Genomic DNA, 19,205 nt, shown 5'->3' with positions numbered 1-19,205 from the left:
AAGACATTAAATTAGCTACGAGGGCATTAGAATTAAATACAAAATAAGTCTTATAAAAACAATACCGCTTGGAGTGGTTGGCATTCTAGCACTAGGGCTTAGCTATGCGCTAGTAGGCTATATATCCTTGCTATTGGCGATTCCTCCGGGTTACGCTACCGCTATTTTCCCCTCTGCAGGTATTGCGCTGGCCGCCTTGTTACTTTGGGGCTATCGTCTGTTACCAGGAGTCTTTCTCGGCTCCCTCTTGTTAAACCTCTGGGTTACGCTAGAACACTCACCTCTAACACTGACCAACTTAGAATTTATTACGAGCGCCTCAATAGGTGCCACCCTGCAAGCGCTGGCTGGCGCCTGGTTGGTTCGTCGCTTCGTCGGCTTCCCAACGACCTTATCAAAAGGAAAAGATATTGTATCGTTTATGATATTGACCGGCCCTGTGGCCTCGATCATCAGTGCGATTTTTGGCGTCACGGGCTTATATGCAACGGGTATTATTTCGCTGTCCGATTATACCTACAGCTGGCTTACCTGGTGGATCGGTGACACCATTGGGGTACTGATCACTGTGCCACTCATTCTCATCGCTTTTGCTCAACCAAAACCCCTTTGGCGAGGACGTATATACTCAGTCGCACTGCCATTGTTATTTATGTTGACGATTATTATTGTCCTCTTTTTTTGGGTGAGTGAATTAGAGTCGGGGAAAGCGAAAGCGGATTTTAAGGAAGTATCAAATGACACCCACGAAAAATTACGTTCTAGCTTTGAAAATTACCAAGATTCCGTTATTTATATAGAACGCTTTTTTTCGAGCTCTTCAAATGTTTCAAGAGTCGATTTTCGTAACTTTGTTGACCATACCTTAAATACTAAACCCGGTATTAATGGCTTTAGTTGGAACCCCATTGTTTCCGAGACTCAACGTGAACAGTTTGAGAAAAATATTCGAGAAGAAGGTTTTGCAGACTTTAAAATTACCCAGCGCAACAATCAAGGTCAATTAATCACGGCGAACAACCGAGATGAATATATCCCCGTTAAGTATATCGAGCCGATGTCTGGCAATGAAAAGGCATTTGGATTTGATGTAGCGTCTAATTCTGCACGCCGTGCGGCGTTATTACAGGCACAACTGAGCGGAAAAATTATCGCTACAGAACGCATTACATTAGTTCAAGAAAATGGCAATCAAGCAGGATTTTTACTTTCGCAACCGGTATATAAAGGAGGCAGGCACGCCACACTCGAAGAGCGTAAAAAAAACCTGATCGGGTTTGTGGTGGGTGTCTTTCGAGTTGATGATATTGTAAATGCCGTGTTACAGGATCACTCAGATGATCAGTTTATTGTCAGCATCAATGACGTGAATACTAAAACGTCCACGCATCTTTATGGACCTGATACGTCACAGCAATTTGAAAAAGCGGTATTTAAAATAACCAATACGCTTGACGTTGGCGGCCGACAATGGAGAGTTAATTATTGGGCCTCCCCCTCTTTTTTAACGACTCATCGTGGTTGGCAAGCATGGGCGGCACTGGCTAGCGGTCTAGTATTTACAAGCATATTTGGTGCATTTTTGCTTGCAATGAGTGGGCGGTCTTTTCAAATTGAAAACTTAGTAACTCGCCGAACCGCTGAGCTCAGCGGCATTCTAAACAGTGCGATTGAGGCCATTATGACCATCAATGAAAACGGTCATATTGAATCGATTAACCCTGCGGGTGAAGCCCTTTTTGGCTACTCATCTGTTGAAATTTCTGGACAGTCAATCAGTATGATTGTGCCTGAACTTCTGCCTCAATCGGAGAGCGAAAGCGATGTTTCAAGGTTATTCACTCTTTCAGGCAGTCGACGTGATTCATATGCCGTCCGAAAAGACAGCACTAGACTCCCTGTTGAGCTCGCCATCAGTACCTTAGACGTTAACGATAAAACCCTTTATACCGTCATCATTCATGACTTGACCGAGCGTACAAAAGTAGACCGTATGAAGGATGAATTTATCTCTACGGTCAGTCATGAACTTCGCACCCCACTCACGTCTATTAAAGGGTCATTGGGACTTATCTTGGGAGGTATACTCGATAAAAGCCCTGAAAAGTTGAAAGAGATGTTGGCCATCTCTTATGAAAACTGTGGACGTCTTGAACAGCTCATCAATGGTTTACTTGACTTCAATAAAAATCAGTCTTTGGACACACCCCTTCAAACATCGCTTATTGAGATCAACACTCTGTTAGATAAAGCGGTTCTTTACAATCAAGGGTACGCAGATAAGTATGGCGTCTCCTACCTATGGAAGCCTTCCGAAGAAAAAAGTTACATCCATGGTGATGAAAATAAATTAATGCAAGTCTTATCTAATTTGCTATCAAATGCCGTGAAATATTCGACTAAAGGCGCGCAAGTAGAAATATCAACCCACCATCACAACCATAAGGTTCGGGTATCAATCACCGATACAGGGTCAGGTATACCACTCGATTTTCAAAATAAAGTCTTTGATAAATTTACACAGGCGGACTCTTCAGACACACGTCGTGTTGGGGGAACAGGCCTGGGTATGGCCATTACTAAAACACTCATTGAAAAACATGGCGGTCATATAGGGTTTGAAAGCATACCAGGACAAGGAGCAACCTTTTACTTTGACCTACCGATGGTAAAAAACTCGAACTAAGTCCTGGCATCTGAAACGGTCTAAATGAATCGAACAGTCCTCCTTTTATGCGATAAAGCTTACTTTGTAATCGATCTATGGAGTGAATACAGCAGACAGCGATTGAACAAAAGGATCATTAAAATCGCTTCGATCTCCTTTCATGAAATTCAATGAAGGGACTGTCGAACCGTCCAACCCAAATTTCTTTTATGCTTACCCATCTTTAATCCATCACCTTTCACCATCAGCACGCTATAATCTTCATACCCAAATTGAATATGTGTAAAACAATGAAACAAGCCTTACTCTTTATAACGCGACCTTTAGTGATCTCTTTAGTATGGATAAGTTTGATTATTGCAATTTTATATACAGTGACACCTATTCCTTTCATCGAAAAACAAACACAATCAATCCCATGGTCTTCTGGGCAAGTGGTGATCGTGCTGTTTATCTTACTCTGGCTTTTATCCATCATCAGTCCCCGCATGAATCGTAAACTTAAGGAAGCATTGGACCAGCAAGATTTAGAGCATAAAGAAAAGCTTAAAGCACTCAAGCAACAGCACCAAGTTGAAAACAGTCAAATCCTAGCTTTAATGCAAAATGAACAATTTGCTTTTTGGGAATGGAATATCCAAACTAAAAAAGCGAAGTACTCTCCCCAGTGGAAAAAAATGATTGGTCTTGCCGAGGATGAATCGCTTACCAGCTTAAACGATCTTCAAAAACGTATTCACCCTAGAGATCAAGAAAGCGTCCAACAAAAATTTTTAAAAATTTTAAGCGGTGCACAGAAATTATTTGAGTGTACACATCGGATTCAACATGTCGATGGCCATTACATCTGGGTACATGATAAAGGCCAAGTATTTATGAGTGAAGATGGCCGAATGGAAAAAGTGTTAGCCATTCGATTGGATGTCAGCGAACAGAAGTGGATTGAAGACGAACTAGAGGTCGACTCAATCATAATAGAACACGCGGCAGAAGGCATTGCCGTCATTGATGCCGATATGCAGATAAAACGCTGCAACCAGGCTCTTTGCAGATCATTAAAAAAAGATAGATTAGAGATTGAAAGCTCCGATTTACAAACAATCCTGAATGGTTTACAGACCAAAATTGATGACTCCATCTTAGATAAAGTGGAAACAGAAGGTTCTTGGCAAGGCGAATTAAACCTGTTTGATGAACAAAATGAAATTTGCCTGGCCAGCCGTATCAGCATTCAAAAAATCTTTCACGATACCACGCAAAGTACACATTACAGTTTTATTCACTCTGACATTACCGACCTAAAGAAAACTCAATCCGCACTGGATACGCTTGCAAATATTGACAGTGTGACCGGTCTCGCAAATCGTCACAAACTCTATAACATCTTAGAAATGGCTTTAAAGTCTAAAAACGAAGTGACTCTGATGTTTCTAGATTTAGATAACTTCAAAAACGTCAATGATACCCTCGGTCATGACATTGGCGATTTACTATTGAAAGCCGTTGGTAAAGAAATTAGTCAACTTATTCCTAATAATTCAGTCTTGGCGCGCGTAGGGGGAGATGAGTTTGTATTCTATTATGAGAAAGCATTAAGTCCTTTGTCTTCCACCGAAATTGCGCAAAAGATTACCGACAAACTCAAGCAGCCTTTTGACATTAAAGGTCACCAAGTCAAAATTGGTTCTAGCATTGGGATTGCACACTACCCTCAACAGTCATTTGATCGTCAATCCCTTCTTAAAGCCTCTGATCTTGCTATGTACCAAGCAAAACGTGCTGGAAAAGGTCAATTTTGCGAGTTTTCAGAAGAGTGGATTAATGACTGATATAGTTTCGAAGAGAGGCGTTTCATTCTAAGCGAAGCAGATCTATTTATTTAGATGAAATGCGTTTAATAGCTAGGCATTTACACCGTTTAACCTACAGGCCTGAGCGCCCTGTTTATAACTGATAATTCTACCCATTTTCATGGGTTAGAATGTTTTGTACAATACAAAACCCTACTGAATATAGCACTTTAGAAAATTGCTTAAAAGCTTAGATTACGAGTTACGAGGACCTAGCATTGCTTAGCAACAGATTGTTATCAATATACAAAGATTTTACCTATATTCACCCAAGTCACTCACCCTCAATAGGGAAGGCCATTTTCCTGACGGCCTTAATGGCAATCGGACTGTTTACGGCCATTTTCCTGCAACCTTTTATGAAAGTAAGCGGCTGGCAAAATTACTTACCATTGCACACGGCACTTGAAACGATTGCCATCATTATCGCGATGTTAATATTTGCGGTTGGCTGGACAGCCAAGGATCGTCACTTACCCGGCAATATTCTCCTGCTTGCCTCTGTATTTTTGGGCGTCAGCCTGCTCGATTTTTCCCATATACTCTCCTTCGAAGGCATGCCAGATTATGTCACTCCGAGCAGCATTAATAAATCGATAGACTTTTGGCTTGCAGCAAGAATACTCTCTTCTGTAGGGATATTTATATTCGTGATACTGTCGATTCGGCCGTTAACGTTTAACCTGCCCCGCTACCTTATTCTGGCATTGGTATTGATCGTGACGGGTGTTGTGCACTGGTTAGTGCTCATTAATTATGATCTGCTTCCCCATAACTTCTTTATCGAAGGTGAAGGACTCACAGCCCTTAAAATCAATACTGAATACGTTATTATCGGATTAAACTTACTCACGGCACTGCTGCTATTGCACAGTATGCGCCGACCGCAACCCTATCACGCATCTGCTCTGTTAGCCGCGTTATGTATTATGGCAATGAGTGAATTTTTCTTCACGCTGTACAGCAGTGTCACAGATATATATAACATATTGGGTCATGTCTATAAGGTCATTGCCTACCTCTTTATTTATCGAGCAATTTTTGTCACGGTCATTGAGAAGCCCTATCACAATTTAGCCTTAGCAAAAACTCAACTTCGCGAAAAAAACCAGCTACTTGATAACATTATTGAGAACATACCCAATGTCATTTTTATGAAAGATGTTAAAGATTTACGGTATGTGCTTATCAATAAATCTACAGAAAAATTAGTCGGTGCGCATCGAGATACTCTTTTGGGGAAAAATGATTATGATATTTTTCCAAAAGAACAAGCAGACTTTTTTACCTCTAAAGATCGCGAAACAATTCAACAAGGTGCCCTGCTGAAAATTCCAGAAGAGACCATCGAGACCCCTTCTGGAAAACGCACGGTCTCCACCACAAAATTAATCATCACTGATGAGTTTAATGAGCCCAAATATCTACTGGGTATTTCAGAAGATATTACTGAGAGCAACGCCGCTAAAAAGGCGCTTGAAGAAAGTGAGCACTCTCTTAGAGAATCTCAGAGAATTGCAGGTTTAGGAAGCTATGTTTTTGATTTTCGCAGTGGAGAGTGGCTGAGTTCTAAGATATTAGATGAACTGTTTGGCATCGATGCTGATTACCAACGGACCATCAAAGGATGGGAACGGTTGCTCCACCCTGAAGATCGCTCTCGAATGAACGATTACTGGAACACACATGTCGTTGCTCAAAACAAATCCTTTAATCAAGCCTATCGAATTAAACGTCAAAATGATCAAGCTGAACGATGGTTACACGGTTTGGGTGAATTCGAGTTTGACGATCAAGGGAACCCCACCCTTTTGAAAGGCACCATCCAGGATATTACGGAGCGAAAAGAGGCCGAAGAGCATTTGGAAACCTTGGTCAATTTTGATCAACTGACAGGGCTACCAAACCGTTTTATGCTTAAGGATAAAATCAAATGTCTGTTTAACCTTGCAGAACGTAATAAGACTCCAATAGCGGTGGTGTTTCTAGATCTTGACCATTTTAAAAATATCAATGATACCTTAGGACACGCTATCGGCGATCAGCTCCTCATCAAAATAGCAAAACGTCTTAAATCATCCATCCGAGATGAAGATGCTGTTATGCGGCTTGACAGCGATGAGTTTATTTTACTTTTCAATAACACCAATGCCGACCGTGCCATGTCTATCGCTAAAAAACTGATGGAAGCCGTTTCTCTACCTTGTCTTTTGGCACAGCATGAACTGGTGGTGACACCCACCATCGGTATTGCCATCTATCCGAATGATGGTAAAAACTTTGAAACCTTGCTCAAAAATGCCGATACAGCGATGTCTTCAGCCAAAAAATATAGTCGAAATACCTTCCACTTTTTCACTCCAGAGATGCAGATTCATTTAAAACGCAACTTAAAAATAGTTAATGCAATGAGACATGCTTTGGAACGTAATGAAATGCAAGTACACTATCAACCACAGGTTTCAGCAGCAGATGGTCATACCATTGGTGCTGAAGCGCTACTGCGTTGGAGCCATCCTGAGCTGGGAACAATCTCTCCTGCTGAGTTCATTCCCATTGCGGAAAGCAGCGGACAGATTGTTGCAATAGGAGAGTGGGTACTACGAACTGCGATTCATCAAATGAAGGCATGGCAAAATGACGGGCTTGCGCCCATGGTCGTTGCAGTCAATTTGTCTGCCATTCAATTTAAACAAGCCAACCTAATCGAGATGATTACTGGCATTTTAAATGAAGCTCAGCTCGCACATGAGCACCTAGAGTTGGAACTCACCGAAGCCATCACCATGGATGATCCACAAATGGCCATTAGTATCATGAATCAGTTTCACGTAAAAGGCATTCGAATGTCGATTGATGACTTTGGTACAGGTTACTCCTCCCTAAGCTATCTCAAGCAGTTTAAGGTGTACAAACTTAAAATTGACCAATCGTTTATTCGAAACCTTGCGTATGATTCTGATGATAGAGCGATTGTACACGCGATCATTGATATGGCTAAAAACCTAGGAATGCAAACCATAGCAGAGGGTGTAGAGACTGTCGAACAGTTGGAATTTCTCCGTTTGCACGATTGCAATGAAATACAAGGTTTTTATTTTAGTAAAGCGCTTCCTGCAGACGAATTTGCGAGCTTTGCCACACAGGGTCATCACAGCTAAACGATTCAATACTCAGCAGTAGGCCTGATCAGCTCGAAGCGCAACAGGTCTAGTATGCTGTACATTCACTCTATATCAAACATGCTTTTATAAAGCCCTTCAATATTGGCTTTCTCTTTGTAATCGATTAAATCTCCGACCACAATACTGATGGTTTGGTGGTGTTTATCATTTAAGGCATTGTGTAACGCTTTATCACTGTGCGTTTCAATATAGATCGGTAAAATAGGCAATCTGTTTTTGAGTGCAATAATTCGAAAACCCTCTTTAAAATCAAGCAACGAATTTTCGCTTTTATTGCGCGTGCCTTCAGGAAAGATGAAAATAGAATTACCTTCTTTAACTGCACTTTTAATCTCACTAAAGAAACCACGCATCTGACTCTGCTCTCGATCCAGCAAGATCGACCCCGCATTACGCACAAAGAGTCCGAAAAATGGAGAGTTATAAAGCTCTTTTTTGGCAACCCATAATCCAAAAAGTTCGGTGTTTTCTAAGGCAAGTTCAATAATGATTGGGTCTATAATACCTCTATGATTAGCCAGCACAAGGTATTGCCCTTCTGTGGGTATATTCTCTGGATTTTTTACCTCAATAACGAGATCTAATTTAGTCACCAGCTTCTGCGCATAGCGTATCCGCACCTGTTTTTTTTCACGTGGCGCTTTAATCCCTTTGAGCTTTAATCCATACCAATTGGTTAAAAGCAGTGAATAGATTGCGAGTTTAATTTTCTTAAAGTTCATCTGTATCCCTAAATTGTGGGCAATAGTATATAACTAAAAGTACAAACACTATAATAAACCACTTAAAAAAACACGCATTCGAGGTGAATCATAAATGGCGACGGCATGTGCACGACATATTTTGGTAAAAACAAAAGAAGAAGCCGAAATGTTAAAGAAAAAATTGGCAGGAGGCGCTGACTTCGCAAATTTAGCTAAGAAACACTCTCTTTGTAACTCCGCTAAAAAAGGCGGTAACCTAGGTGAATTCGGTCCTGGTAAGATGCTCAAGGCATTTGATAATGTGGTTTTTAAAAAACCGGTATTAACCGTCCATGGTCCCATTAAAACCAAATTTGGCTTTCATTTGATCGAGACGATTTATCGAAACTAATCCATTCGACTGATATTCAGAGTGACCAGGCCTGTTAGTATGTCCTTCGGCTTTACCAAACCATGTTGACGTAGGGTCACTTTGGACTTGTGTGATTTCGTGATGAGCAAACAGATGAATTCTTAACGGCTAATGTGCAATCGGATGATTCCCGAAACGAAAATACTTTATAATTCTTTTATCATCAGCCCCCTTTCCTTACTTGAGAACACTATGAAAAAAATCTTTAAACTGACTCATGAAAAAATCAAACCCGCTCGTTTAGCGGATGCCATTAAAAGTGAAGTTAAAAAATACATCAAAAGAGAGCGAAAGCACGCTTTACCTAAGGATGCTGACTTTTGGGATTTCGCTTGCAAATTTGGCCCTGATGCAGAGTCGAGCACAACGATTCACCTGGCAGAAGTGAGTAAATGCATTGATAAAGCCGAAGCCGACCAATTGGACTCTTTTTATTTGGAAATCATTGCAAAACCGGCGGTTAGAACCCACAAACCAGCCAGTGCTAAGTCTGCTGAGGTGATCGATGAAGATGACTTTGCATACGAAGAATAGTAAGCTTTAACAAGAAACCTTCTGACCAAGGTCATCGTTTATTACCTTGTCTTGATGACGGATAAGCATGGCGCATAACGTCTATTTATTTTCCCTTTTTAAAAGCCATGAATATGTCATCCCAAATTGAGAAAACGCAAGCACAACTTTTAAAACATCATGGTGGGAATGGTTACCAAGCCAGCTTGATGATTGCCAACAGTTATGACGTTCGCCACGACCATGCCTTTTGGCAGTTTTGGGATGAAACGGTGGCTTGTCATTATCAGTCTGGGGATGGTGTGTTAGATTTAGGGGCCGGTATTGGCCAGTTTGTGCGCGATTGTGCCAACCGTTATCCAGAATCCTCTGTCTACGGGATAGATGCGGCCACTTATATGGTGAATGATGCTGTGATCTTGCCTGATAATGCAACAATCTTGCTCGATGATTTGAATTCACCGCAAGCGGCTATTCCGGCAAACAGTCTGGGGATGGTCATGGCCAATAATATGGTGCATGAACTGACCCAGCCCATCAAAATGTTTAAAGCGACTTATCAATGGTTAAAGCCTGGAGGTCGCTTTTGTATTATCGATCCGATTCGCCAACCCTTACAGCAACAATTTGATAAAGCTTATTCTCAGAAGCAACTGTGGGGAGATGAAACGTCTGTAGAAGCCTTAGAGAACGCTTTTGAATACTTTTTGGAACACAACCGTTACCATGCTGAAGATTTGATTTATCTATTAGAGTCCGCAGGCTTTAAGGTAGCTGATAACAGCACGCTCCTGAAGGGTAAATTCATTCGTTTAGTGGTAGAAAAATAAGCGTCATTGTACTTGGGACTTGATCTCATAAATAATGAAAACCAAGCCCCCCTATTTTGATCTAGGTCAAAGCATTCATTTCAGATGAGACGGAAACGACTTCAATCATCGGTAACTTAAAATAAAACGTTGTTTTAAGATGAGGAGTCGACGTAAAGCCAATTTTACCGCCCTGTAATTCAATAATCATCTTGCTGATATTAAGTCCTAAACCGGTACCAGGCATTTTTTTATTCATTTGATTATCAAGTTGCTTGAATTTGGTAAACATCAAACTCTGTTGATCTAAAGGAATACCTGCGCCATGGTCGGTGACATCCACTTGCACAAATCCATTGGCCGTTGACAGGTGAATCTCAATCATGTCCCCTTCAAATGTAAACTTGGCCGCATTAGAAATGAGATTACTCATCACTTGTAATAATCTTTGCTCATCCCCCATTACGATGACTGGACGTTGATGATCAAGAGCATCGAATTGAAGATTGACTTTGCATTTGTGGCAATACAACTCATTCAGTTCAAGTGATTTTGTTAATAGCAATTGCATATTGACTGGCTCGTTGGCCATATCCAACTTACCTGATTCTAATTTGGCCAAATCTAAGATATCATTTACCAAACACAGTAAGCGGTCTGAGTTACGATAAGAAATATCAACCAATTTTTTCTGTTGTGTACTTAAGTTCTCATCCACCTTGTTTTTCAATAAAGCGAGTGCTCCGTAGATGGCGGTCAAGGGTGTTCTTAACTCATGACTTACCATTGAGATAAATTCATCTTTGGCGTAATCCAAAGACTGCAATGATTTCACTTTTAATCGCAACTCAAATTGACTTACGACTTGACGAGCCAATGCCTGAAGCGCTTCTTTTTGAATGGTTGAGATTGTTTGTGCTTCATTACTGATCACACACAAGGTCCCTACCCTAATATTATTTTCCAGAATCAAAGGTGCACCTGCATAAAATTTTACATGCGGCGCGTCCGTTGCCAAAGGGTTGTCATGAAAGCGCTCATCTAGCGCAGAGTCTTCAACAATGAAGACATCATCACTTAAAATTGCATGGGCGCAAAAAGCTAAATCACGAGGAGTTTCTCTAGCATCCAGACCATGATGAGACTTAAACCATTGCCGATTATCATCAATCAGACTGACTAATGAAATAGGTGTGTGACAAATCTCTGCGGCCAGTGCTGTCAAATCATCATAAGCTTGTTCTTCCAGGGTATCCAGAATATTCAATTCGACAAGTTTACTTAAACGTTCTACTTCGTTTTCAGGAATAGCGGCCTTAATCATTGTTACCTTCTCTTCTATTTACCTTAAATTTTTATAGACAATCACCTGTACGTGAGCATTTGTTAACAACCACTGAATAATGACGTTATGACCATTGAGCTGTTATTCCACGATTGCACTTTACTATGATATTACGGCATTATTAAGATAAAGAATACTCATAATGAGTGTTACCCACAGTTTTATGCCAACTCTCTTTCCTGATAAGGTCAATGGGGTATCAATGCATTGTCAATTTGTAATATGATATGAATCTTTAACTGGATCTACTTAGGACTCTCTTTTGCATACTTTGGCGCAACTACAATCAGGTGAACTCAAACATGCGAATCATGTGAAGATTGCCGAAGACCTAACGGTCTTTCCCACGGAACTTTACACGCTTGCCGACAGTTTAGAGGTATTGGATTTATCCAACAATCAACTTGTGACCTTACCTGATGACTTTAGTCGATTACATAAGCTCAAGATATTTTTTGCCTCCAATAACCTATTTGAGTATCTGCCTGAAGTATTAAGTCTATGCCCCAACTTAGAGATGATTGGTTTTAAAGCCAATCAAATTGCCACCATCGCCGAAAATGCCTTACCTAAGAAGACCCGGTGGTTGATTCTGACTGATAACAAGCTCACCCGTTTGCCTGAGAGTATGGGGGAATTGAGCCGTCTGCAAAAATTGATGTTAGCGGGTAATCAACTCCAAACACTGCCTAAGAGCATGACGCAATGCGAGAACCTGCAATTGGTTCGTCTTTCTGCCAATCAATTAACCTGCTTGCCCGACTGGTTGCTGTATCTGCCTAAGCTTTCGTGGTTGGCGTTTTCTGGTAATCCCCTGTGTAATTTAGGAAAGACAGCCACATTGAATACGGCTCAGTCTTCCCTACCTAAAGTCTCCTTGAAGGATTATGTATTAGGTGAATTATTAGGGCAAGGTGCATCTGGGCTTATCTATAAAGCAACGATGCTAGACAGTGCCCTGCCAGACAATACATTCAATTCTGAAGTGGCCGTCAAGTTGTTTAAAGGCGAAGTCACCAGTGATGGCTATCCACAAGACGAATTAAACGCCTGTATTACGGCGGGGTTTCATCCAAACCTAGTCAGCATCATGGCAGAAGTGGATGGCTTGAATGAGCAGAATGTCTCGCAAAAAGGCTTGGTGATGAACTTAATTCCGAATCACTTTTTCAATCTAGGTCAACCGCCCACTTTGGAAAGCTGCACTCGAGATCATTTTGATAGCCAATTGAGTTTGTCGTTAACACACCTGGTTCAAATTCTACTGAAAGTAACGGATGCTCTGCAACACCTCCATGAAAAACAACTCTGTCATGGTGATTTGTATGCTCACAATATATTGATCGATCATGACGCCTCCGTATTGCTGAGTGATTTTGGCGCAGCGTCACATTTTGGACACCTGGCACAACACCAACAGACTGCCCTACAAGTAATCGAACAACGCGCGTTGGGACACCTTCTGGAAGACTTATTAACGGTCTGTAACGATACCTATAACGCTCCCAGAGTCGTTAAGGCGCTTCGCAAAATTCATCTTCAATTGGTTAATTCAAATAGTCAACGTGAACCAAAACTGACTCTTTCTGAATTAAAGTCCCAACTATTGGCTGGTTGGAAAGCTTGGAGTTACTGTAATCTCTGGTAAGGTTATTGATGAAGTAGATCACATACAATCAGTTTTAAGATGTACTCATTAACGACGTTCTGTTCTGCTCACCTAAAGCAAAATCAATTAAACCCTTCTATATAACAGAATGAGGAGAATGAGGTGATCTTTTGACTTCACTTAACCATCAAAAAGAGCATTGCGACAAAACATTTAGCCACTTAGTGGAACCGAATCGTGAACTATGTAATATCGAGTTTGAAAACTGTGAGTTTCAAAACTGCGATTTTACGGGGGCTATTTTTAAAAAGTGCACCTTCATAAACTGTACCTTCAACCAATGCAATTTAAGCATCATTAAAGTACCGCAAAGTCAGTTCACTCATACTGCTTTTTTTGAATGTAAAATGATTGGTATTGATTGGAGCCACGCAGCCTGGCCCCCATTAACATTTTCCACCGCCTTACACTTTCATCAATGCATTCTAAATGGCTCCTCATTTTTGGGGCTCACTTTGAATGAAATGGTACTTGAAGAATGTAAAGCGCATGATGTTGATTTCAGAGAGGCAAACGTCTGTCGAGCCATTTTCACAGCAACCGACTTTACGCGCAGTCTCTTTGGTAAAACGGACCTGAGCAGTGCTGATTTTTCAGAAGCTGTTCATTACGATATTGATATTTTTAATAACAAAATCAGCAAGGCAAAATTCAGCCGGTATGAAGCAAGCAGGCTGCTCAATAGTTTGGATATTGAACTGGTTGATTGATCACCATGCCACTGAGCAGTGCTCTCAAAAAACTCAATTGAATCAAAATAACCAGGCCTGGTTATTTTAATCCTAGAACATTTAATACTTGCCATTTCAGTTCAACACAGTAGAATTCCATCCTTTCAGGTGCTTTGACTCCTTTTAATGAATTTTAAAAGCGATCGAAGTTAAACGGGAAGTTTGGTAAAAAAACGATTCATGTTTTAAATCCAACGCTGCCCCCGCAACGGTGATAGAGAAAATCAAGCAAGAAAGCCATTGGAACTGTGTTCTGAGAAGGCGTTTGTGAATTGCTCTTAAGCCCGGATACCGGCCTGAAAAGTTGAGTGAGTGTTTACCTGGAACACTCCCTCGCAACCGATTACGGTGGGTAATACGGAAGGTAAATCTCAAATTTTATCTTTGCTTGCACATGCCTGTGTCAACCACAGCATCCCTCAAGTCCGTCTTGCCTTTGTAATGTACTTAATTACGAAGGAAAATCATGAAACTTTCAACACTATCCGCAGCACTTTTAGCTGCAACCACCTCTTCTGGCGTATTTGCAGAGAACACCTCGTTAGACCAAGTTATTGTGACCGCAAACAATACAGAACAATCCGCTCGTTCAGTGACCTCTAACATGACGGTTATTACCGCTGAACAAATCGAAGAAAAACAGTACCAAACCTTAGCGGATGCACTTAGAACCGTTCCTGGCATTATGCTTAAAGGTTCAGGCGGTTTAGGAAAAACGACCTCAATGTATATGCGCGGCGATACGCAAGCTCATATTTTAATATTGCAAGATGGTGTCGATTTAACAGATGCCGCAGGCCTTGGTGGAGCTCGCATTGAGAACATTCAATTATCTGATGTCGAACGTATTGAAATCATCAAGGGTTCTCAGTCCGGTGTTTGGGGTGCGAATGCAACCGCAGGTGTGATTAACATCATTACCAAAAAAGGCGGACACCAAGCCTCTGTTAACCTCCAAATAGGCTCTAATAATACGCGTAAAATTTCGACAACATTAGGAGATAGCAATAAACAAGGTGACTTTGTTGTTCACTTTTCAACATTAAATACCGATGGTTTTTCAGCGGTTAGAGCCGCCAATATCTCGCATACAAACTTTGAAGATGACGGTTTTAAACAAACAGATATCTCTTTAAAGTTTGGAATAAATCTTGCCAAACACCACAGAATTGAAACGTTCATTAAAACCTCATCCGCAGACAACGAATTCGATGGCACAACAGGTTCCCCACTTTATTTGCCTGCACCTGATGATAACAAAGCAACCAATCAATATACTAATATAATTAAAAGCCTTCAATACCGTTATTCTAAGGGTCCCATAAAGACAAGAGTCTTTATCAGAGATAACCTGGTAGAACGTGAATATCCAAGCTACTCCAGCCTATATAATGGAAACGTAAGAGAGATAGGTGCTCAGTTAGGTTATGACTATCGAGGTACCGATAATATTAGTGTGTTAACCAATCGCAAAGTGTTTGACAGCTCATCCAACAATTACACGAACCACGGGTTTGCCATTAGCAATACAAATAATATTACCCATAATTTAATCGTCACTGAATCGTTACGTTATGACGACTTTGATAAGTTTGATAATGTCGTTACCGGAAAAATAGGCGTTAAACACTATCTCAATTCAGATGTATTTGCCAGTGCCAATTACGGCACTGCATACAATGCACCTTTACTATCGCAACTGGCGCGTCCAAATCCTGTCGCACTCGTTCCTGAAAAAACGCAAAGCTACGATATGACCCTGGGTGCATATGGACTTGAATTAACCTATTTTTATAATAAAACGAAAGACTTAATTGAATACGTTCCTCAGCCTTATCCTACACCTTATTACTATGAGAATGCAGCACAAGAAGTTCTTACGGATGGTATAGAAGCCAGTTATAAACGATCTATTAAGACGATTCAGACAGATCTAGGTTTAAATTTTACATGGCTATCAGCCAGAAATGAAAATGGTGAGTCCTTAAAATATAGACCAGAACATACTGCGAATCTTAACGTTGATTACTATGGTTTATCTAAAACTCACCTTGGTTTAGAAACGCGTTATATTGGCAGACAATATTCTGCTGATCATAATGCAGGCGTGCAACTTGGTGAGTATTTTGTAACGGATCTAAAAGCCGATTACGAGATGAGTAAAACCCTTACATTCTATGCGAAAGTGACTAATTTAATGGATGATCAATATACCGATAATGTTGCGAATGCAACGGGCTCCACTGCAAACTATGTCTATTCTAATGGTGGACGACAGTTTTTTATCGGTCTTCGTGGCCAACTCTAACCGATGAATAAATCACTTGCTCAGTGCCTAATGATTCAAGGCTGCACCTCAGATGCAGGCAAGAGTACTTTAGTAGCAGGATTGTGTCGCCTATTTTATCGGCGCGGCCTTTCGGTAGCGCCGTTCAAACCACAAAACATGGCACTCAACAGTGCCGTAACGGCCGATGGCGGCGAAATTGGACGAGCACAAGCCCTGCAAGCCATGGCCGCCAAAGTGCCCCTTTCTGTGCATATGAATCCAGTCTTACTTAAACCCAATAGTGATACCGGCGCACAAGTTATTCTACAAGGCCATAGCGTGGGCAATTTAAACGCGATGGACTATCATCATTACAAACCGCTCGCCAATCAGGCGGTACTGGAATCTTTCGATATTCTCTCTCAGCAGTTTCACACCATTTTGGTGGAAGGTGCTGGTAGCCCAGCCGAAGTCAATTTAAGAGAAAATGATATCGCCAATATGGGCTTTGCCGAGCAAGTGGATTGCCCGGTCATTCTCATTGCCGATATTGACAAAGGCGGCGTATTTGCTCACATTATCGGCACACTGGCCTGCCTAACAGAATCTGAACAAGCCCGCATTAAAGGCTTTGTCATCAATCGTTTTCGTGGTGACATTAAACTGTTGAAAGATGGACTATCTTGGTTAGAATCGAAAACTGGCAAACCGGTATTAGGCGTTTTACCCTATCTCCATGGACTGCATCTGGATGCTGAAGATGCGCTGTCTCAATCTGAGAAGGCGGAATCACAAACCGACCTTCGACCGAAGTTCAAGGTCATTATTCCACTGCTGCCACATATGAGTAACCACACTGATTTTGAACCATTGAGATTGCATCCTGAGGTTGATGTTCAATACATCCAGTATCAGCAAGATACCCCTTCTTTTATTCCCGATGCCGACCTGATTATTTTACCCGGCAGTAAAAATGTCATTAGCGATTTGCAGTGGTTAAAAAGCCAAGGTTGGCCACAAGCCATACAAAAACATCTGCGTTATGGGGGTAAAGTCATTGGCATTTGTGGTGGACTGCAAATGTTGGGGCAATGGATTCATGATCCTGACGGTATCGAAGGTCAAGTCACCAAACAAGCAGGCCTGGGTCTGTTTGATTATGAAACCACTCTAAAACCGCATAAAACACTCACTAACGTGAGCGGGCAGTTAGCCATTAATGCCATAGATAAACAAATGGTCATAACGGTTGGCGGTTATGAAATCCACGCCGGTGAAACGACAGGTTTTCCTACTCAGGCGGCTATTCACCTGGATAACGGGCAAACCGATGGAGCCATATCCGGTGACAATCAGCTGCTTGTCAGTTATTTACACGGTCTGTTTGACCAGGCACCTGCATTACAAGCTCTGTTAAACTGGTCGGGACTGTGTTCTAAAACCCTCATTGATATCGATCAGATAAGAGAAATTCAGCTTGAGCGTTTAGCCGATACGTTTGAATCACATCTTGATATGGACTCACTCTTTGAGATACTGCAGGCCTCTGAAGTCTCCGCCTTACCATTAGAATGCGCCACAATTAAACCTTCTCATCATGCATTCTTACCACATCAAATCGAAGCGGTTTATCAAACGATTGAACAACGACGAGATATGCGCCACTTTATCGATGCGCCAATTGATCCGTTGGTGTTTGATCGACTCTTGTCAGCAGCGCACCATGCACCGAGTGTTGGGCTGATGCAGCCGTGGCGTTTTATCCGCATTACCGATCCTGCGCTTAAACAAACGTTGCATACAATCGTCGAGAAGGAACGCCTATTAACCGCCAAAGCCTTAAACGAGCGTGAAGACGAGTTTATGACACTTAAGGTTGAAGGGATGTTGGAGTGTGCAGAACTCTTAGTGGTCTCACTCACTGACCGAAGAGATCAGCATATCTTTGGTCGCCGAACACTGCCTGAAATGGACATCGCCTCTGTTGGCTGTGCCATTCAAAACTTGTCTCTGGCCGCGCGTTCCGAAGGGATTGGGGTCGGCTGGGTCTCCCTTTTTGATCCACAAGAGGTCGCAGATTGCCTAAAGATTCCAAGCGGGTATGATGGTGGTAAACCCATTGCCATTCTATGCATTGGTCATGTCGCGGAATTTTATAAAAAACCGATGTTGGAACAAGAAAATTGGCGTCATCCCTTGCCCAAAGAACAGGTCATATTTTTTAATCAATGGCGCCAGGGCGATACATCCGAAAATCATACCCCTGAAATTAACAAAAATTTATGAAACACCAAATCTTTATAATACACGTTCACTGTCGTGAATTGTCCTACTCGATCAGGACAAATTGCACACAAATCTATACTGACGCTTAAAAGGACTCATACCATGACGCAAACGATAACCAAGAAAATGATTCAACAGATGTCTGATGAGCAACGAAAAAACCATTATCACAAAGTGCGCATGGAACGCAAAAAAGCCCAAATTGATGCGGCGATTACACGAGCCGACAACCAAAAAGGCTTGCTGTTGGTCATTACCGGTAATGGTAAAGGCAAGTCAACCTCTGCATTTGGCATGGTGGCGCGCGCCTTAGGTCATGGCCAAAAAGTGGGGGTTTGCCAATTTATTAAAAGCCGTACCGATACGGGTGAAGAAGCCTTTTTTAACGCACAACCCAACTGCGAATGGCATGTATTAGGTGATGGCTTTACCTGGGACACACAAAACCGAGAAGCGGATATCACGACGTCTAAAAAAGGCTGGGATATAGCCACTAAAATGCTTACCGACCCAAGTTTTGATTTAGTGATTTTGGACGAACTAACTTATCTGCTTAGCTACGACTATCTAGATAAAGATGTGGTTCTCAACACCCTTAGTGAGCGCCCAGAGATGCAGCACGTCGTCGTCACCGGCCGATCGGCCATTGCCGAACTGCGTGATTTAGCCGATACCGTCTCCGAAATAAAGGATGAAAAACACGCGTATCAAAGTGGCATCAAAGCTCAGAAAGGCTTCGATTTATAATTATTTAACCCCCAGAT

Annotated in this window: 13 protein-coding genes, 1 pseudogene and 1 riboswitch; of the genes and pseudogenes, 12 read left to right on the top strand and 2 right to left on the bottom strand. The window is 41.6% G+C overall.

Translation table 11 applies throughout. From position 1 onward, the window contains the following. The first annotated feature begins 73 nt into the window (after window positions 1–73). The 3 genes from F612_RS0101695 to F612_RS0101685 all read left to right on the top strand — a co-directional run bounded on the left by F612_RS0101695 (window position 74) and on the right by F612_RS0101685 (window position 7,679). Window positions 74–2,686 carry a CHASE domain-containing protein gene (locus F612_RS0101695; RefSeq protein WP_083917264.1) on the top strand — a complete coding sequence of 871 codons (2,613 nt, stop codon included), beginning with the start codon at window positions 74–76 and terminating at the stop codon, window positions 2,684–2,686. A 272-nt stretch (window positions 2,687–2,958) separates the two neighbouring features. After that, a complete protein-coding gene (locus F612_RS0101690) occupies window positions 2,959–4,497 on the top strand; it encodes a sensor domain-containing diguanylate cyclase (protein ID WP_019556010.1) in 1,539 nt (512 codons plus the stop codon). Between the two features lie 239 nt (window positions 4,498–4,736). Then, entirely contained in the window at window positions 4,737–7,679 is a 2,943-nt protein-coding gene (locus tag F612_RS0101685) for a bifunctional diguanylate cyclase/phosphodiesterase (RefSeq protein WP_033394394.1), read from the top strand. 65 nt (window positions 7,680–7,744) lie between these two features. On the opposite strand, the gene F612_RS0101680 is transcribed toward F612_RS0101685, so the two are convergent. Next, window positions 7,745–8,425, bottom strand: coding sequence for a lysophospholipid acyltransferase family protein (locus F612_RS0101680; RefSeq protein ID WP_019556008.1), 681 nt, complete (start codon window positions 8,423–8,425; stop codon window positions 7,745–7,747). A 94-nt stretch (window positions 8,426–8,519) separates the two neighbouring features. Here F612_RS0101680 and F612_RS0101675 point away from each other — a divergent pair, with 94 nt between their 5' ends. The 3 genes from F612_RS0101675 (at window position 8,520) to F612_RS0101665 (ending at window position 10,162) form a co-directional block, all read left to right on the top strand. Beyond that, on the top strand, window positions 8,520–8,798 hold the full coding sequence (locus tag F612_RS0101675) for a peptidylprolyl isomerase (protein ID WP_019556007.1): 279 nt from the start codon (window positions 8,520–8,522) through the stop codon (window positions 8,796–8,798). Between the two features lie 213 nt (window positions 8,799–9,011). After that, window positions 9,012–9,353: a DUF6172 family protein gene (locus F612_RS0101670; protein ID WP_026329569.1), complete on the top strand. Its 342-nt coding sequence runs from the start codon at window positions 9,012–9,014 to the stop codon at window positions 9,351–9,353. Window positions 9,354–9,466: 113 nt separating this feature from the next. Beyond that, window positions 9,467–10,162 (top strand): class I SAM-dependent methyltransferase, encoded by a 696-nt coding sequence (locus F612_RS0101665; protein ID WP_019556005.1) that lies wholly within the window; start codon window positions 9,467–9,469, stop codon window positions 10,160–10,162. Window positions 10,163–10,223: 61 nt separating this feature from the next. On the opposite strand, the gene F612_RS11965 is transcribed toward F612_RS0101665, so the two are convergent. Continuing rightward, window positions 10,224–11,465, bottom strand: coding sequence for a GAF domain-containing sensor histidine kinase (locus tag F612_RS11965; RefSeq protein WP_019556004.1), 1,242 nt, complete (start codon window positions 11,463–11,465; stop codon window positions 10,224–10,226). Between the two features lie 283 nt (window positions 11,466–11,748). Here F612_RS11965 and F612_RS0101655 point away from each other — a divergent pair, with 283 nt between their 5' ends. The 6 genes and pseudogenes from F612_RS0101655 (at window position 11,749) to cobO (ending at window position 19,188) form a co-directional block, all read left to right on the top strand. Further along, window positions 11,749–13,134 (top strand): leucine-rich repeat-containing protein kinase family protein, encoded by a 1,386-nt coding sequence (locus F612_RS0101655; protein WP_019556003.1) that lies wholly within the window; start codon window positions 11,749–11,751, stop codon window positions 13,132–13,134. Between the two features lie 185 nt (window positions 13,135–13,319). Continuing rightward, window positions 13,320–13,436: pseudogene (locus tag F612_RS13425) on the top strand (pentapeptide repeat-containing protein); the annotation flags it as partial. 66 nt (window positions 13,437–13,502) lie between these two features. Next, window positions 13,503–13,865: a pentapeptide repeat-containing protein gene (locus tag F612_RS13305; RefSeq protein WP_245539507.1), complete on the top strand. Its 363-nt coding sequence runs from the start codon at window positions 13,503–13,505 to the stop codon at window positions 13,863–13,865. 110 nt (window positions 13,866–13,975) lie between these two features. Next, window positions 13,976–14,200, top strand: a riboswitch (cobalamin riboswitch). A gap of 152 nt (window positions 14,201–14,352) precedes the next feature. Beyond that, a complete protein-coding gene (locus F612_RS0101645; protein ID WP_019556001.1) occupies window positions 14,353–16,194 on the top strand; it encodes a TonB-dependent receptor plug domain-containing protein in 1,842 nt (613 codons plus the stop codon). A gap of 3 nt (window positions 16,195–16,197) precedes the next feature. Beyond that, window positions 16,198–18,441 carry a cobyric acid synthase gene (locus F612_RS11960; RefSeq protein WP_157760443.1) on the top strand — a complete coding sequence of 748 codons (2,244 nt, stop codon included), beginning with the start codon at window positions 16,198–16,200 and terminating at the stop codon, window positions 18,439–18,441. Window positions 18,442–18,543: 102 nt separating this feature from the next. Continuing rightward, the gene (cobO, locus tag F612_RS0101635; protein WP_019555999.1) at window positions 18,544–19,188 is read left to right on the top strand and encodes a cob(I)yrinic acid a,c-diamide adenosyltransferase; all 645 of its coding nucleotides are present in this window, start codon (window positions 18,544–18,546) and stop codon (window positions 19,186–19,188) included. The last annotated feature ends 17 nt before the right edge of the window (window positions 19,189–19,205 follow it).

This window comes from Thiomicrorhabdus arctica DSM 13458, from assembly GCF_000381085.1.
GTDB lineage: Bacteria > Pseudomonadota > Gammaproteobacteria > Thiomicrospirales > Thiomicrospiraceae > Thiomicrorhabdus > Thiomicrorhabdus arctica.
This window is presented reverse-complemented; position numbering and strand designations above follow the sequence as displayed.

Bases quoted from the DNA above. Each gene is read 5' to 3' on its own strand.
- F612_RS0101670 (WP_026329569.1), top strand. From the start codon at position 9,012: ATGAAAAAAATCTTTAAACTGACTCATGAAAAAATCAAACCCGCTCGT.
- F612_RS0101680 (WP_019556008.1), bottom strand. From the start codon at position 8,425: ATGAACTTTAAGAAAATTAAACTCGCAATCTATTCACTGCTTTTAACC.
- F612_RS11960 (WP_157760443.1), top strand. From the start codon at position 16,198: ATGAATAAATCACTTGCTCAGTGCCTAATGATTCAAGGCTGCACCTCA.
- F612_RS13305 (WP_245539507.1), top strand. From the start codon at position 13,503: ATGATTGGTATTGATTGGAGCCACGCAGCCTGGCCCCCATTAACATTT.
- F612_RS0101645 (WP_019556001.1), top strand. From the start codon at position 14,353: ATGAAACTTTCAACACTATCCGCAGCACTTTTAGCTGCAACCACCTCT.
- F612_RS11965 (WP_019556004.1), bottom strand. From the start codon at position 11,465: ATGATTAAGGCCGCTATTCCTGAAAACGAAGTAGAACGTTTAAGTAAA.
- F612_RS0101675 (WP_019556007.1), top strand. From the start codon at position 8,520: ATGGCGACGGCATGTGCACGACATATTTTGGTAAAAACAAAAGAAGAA.
- F612_RS0101690 (WP_019556010.1), top strand. From the start codon at position 2,959: ATGAAACAAGCCTTACTCTTTATAACGCGACCTTTAGTGATCTCTTTA.
- F612_RS0101665 (WP_019556005.1), top strand. From the start codon at position 9,467: ATGTCATCCCAAATTGAGAAAACGCAAGCACAACTTTTAAAACATCAT.
- cobO (WP_019555999.1), top strand. From the start codon at position 18,544: ATGACGCAAACGATAACCAAGAAAATGATTCAACAGATGTCTGATGAG.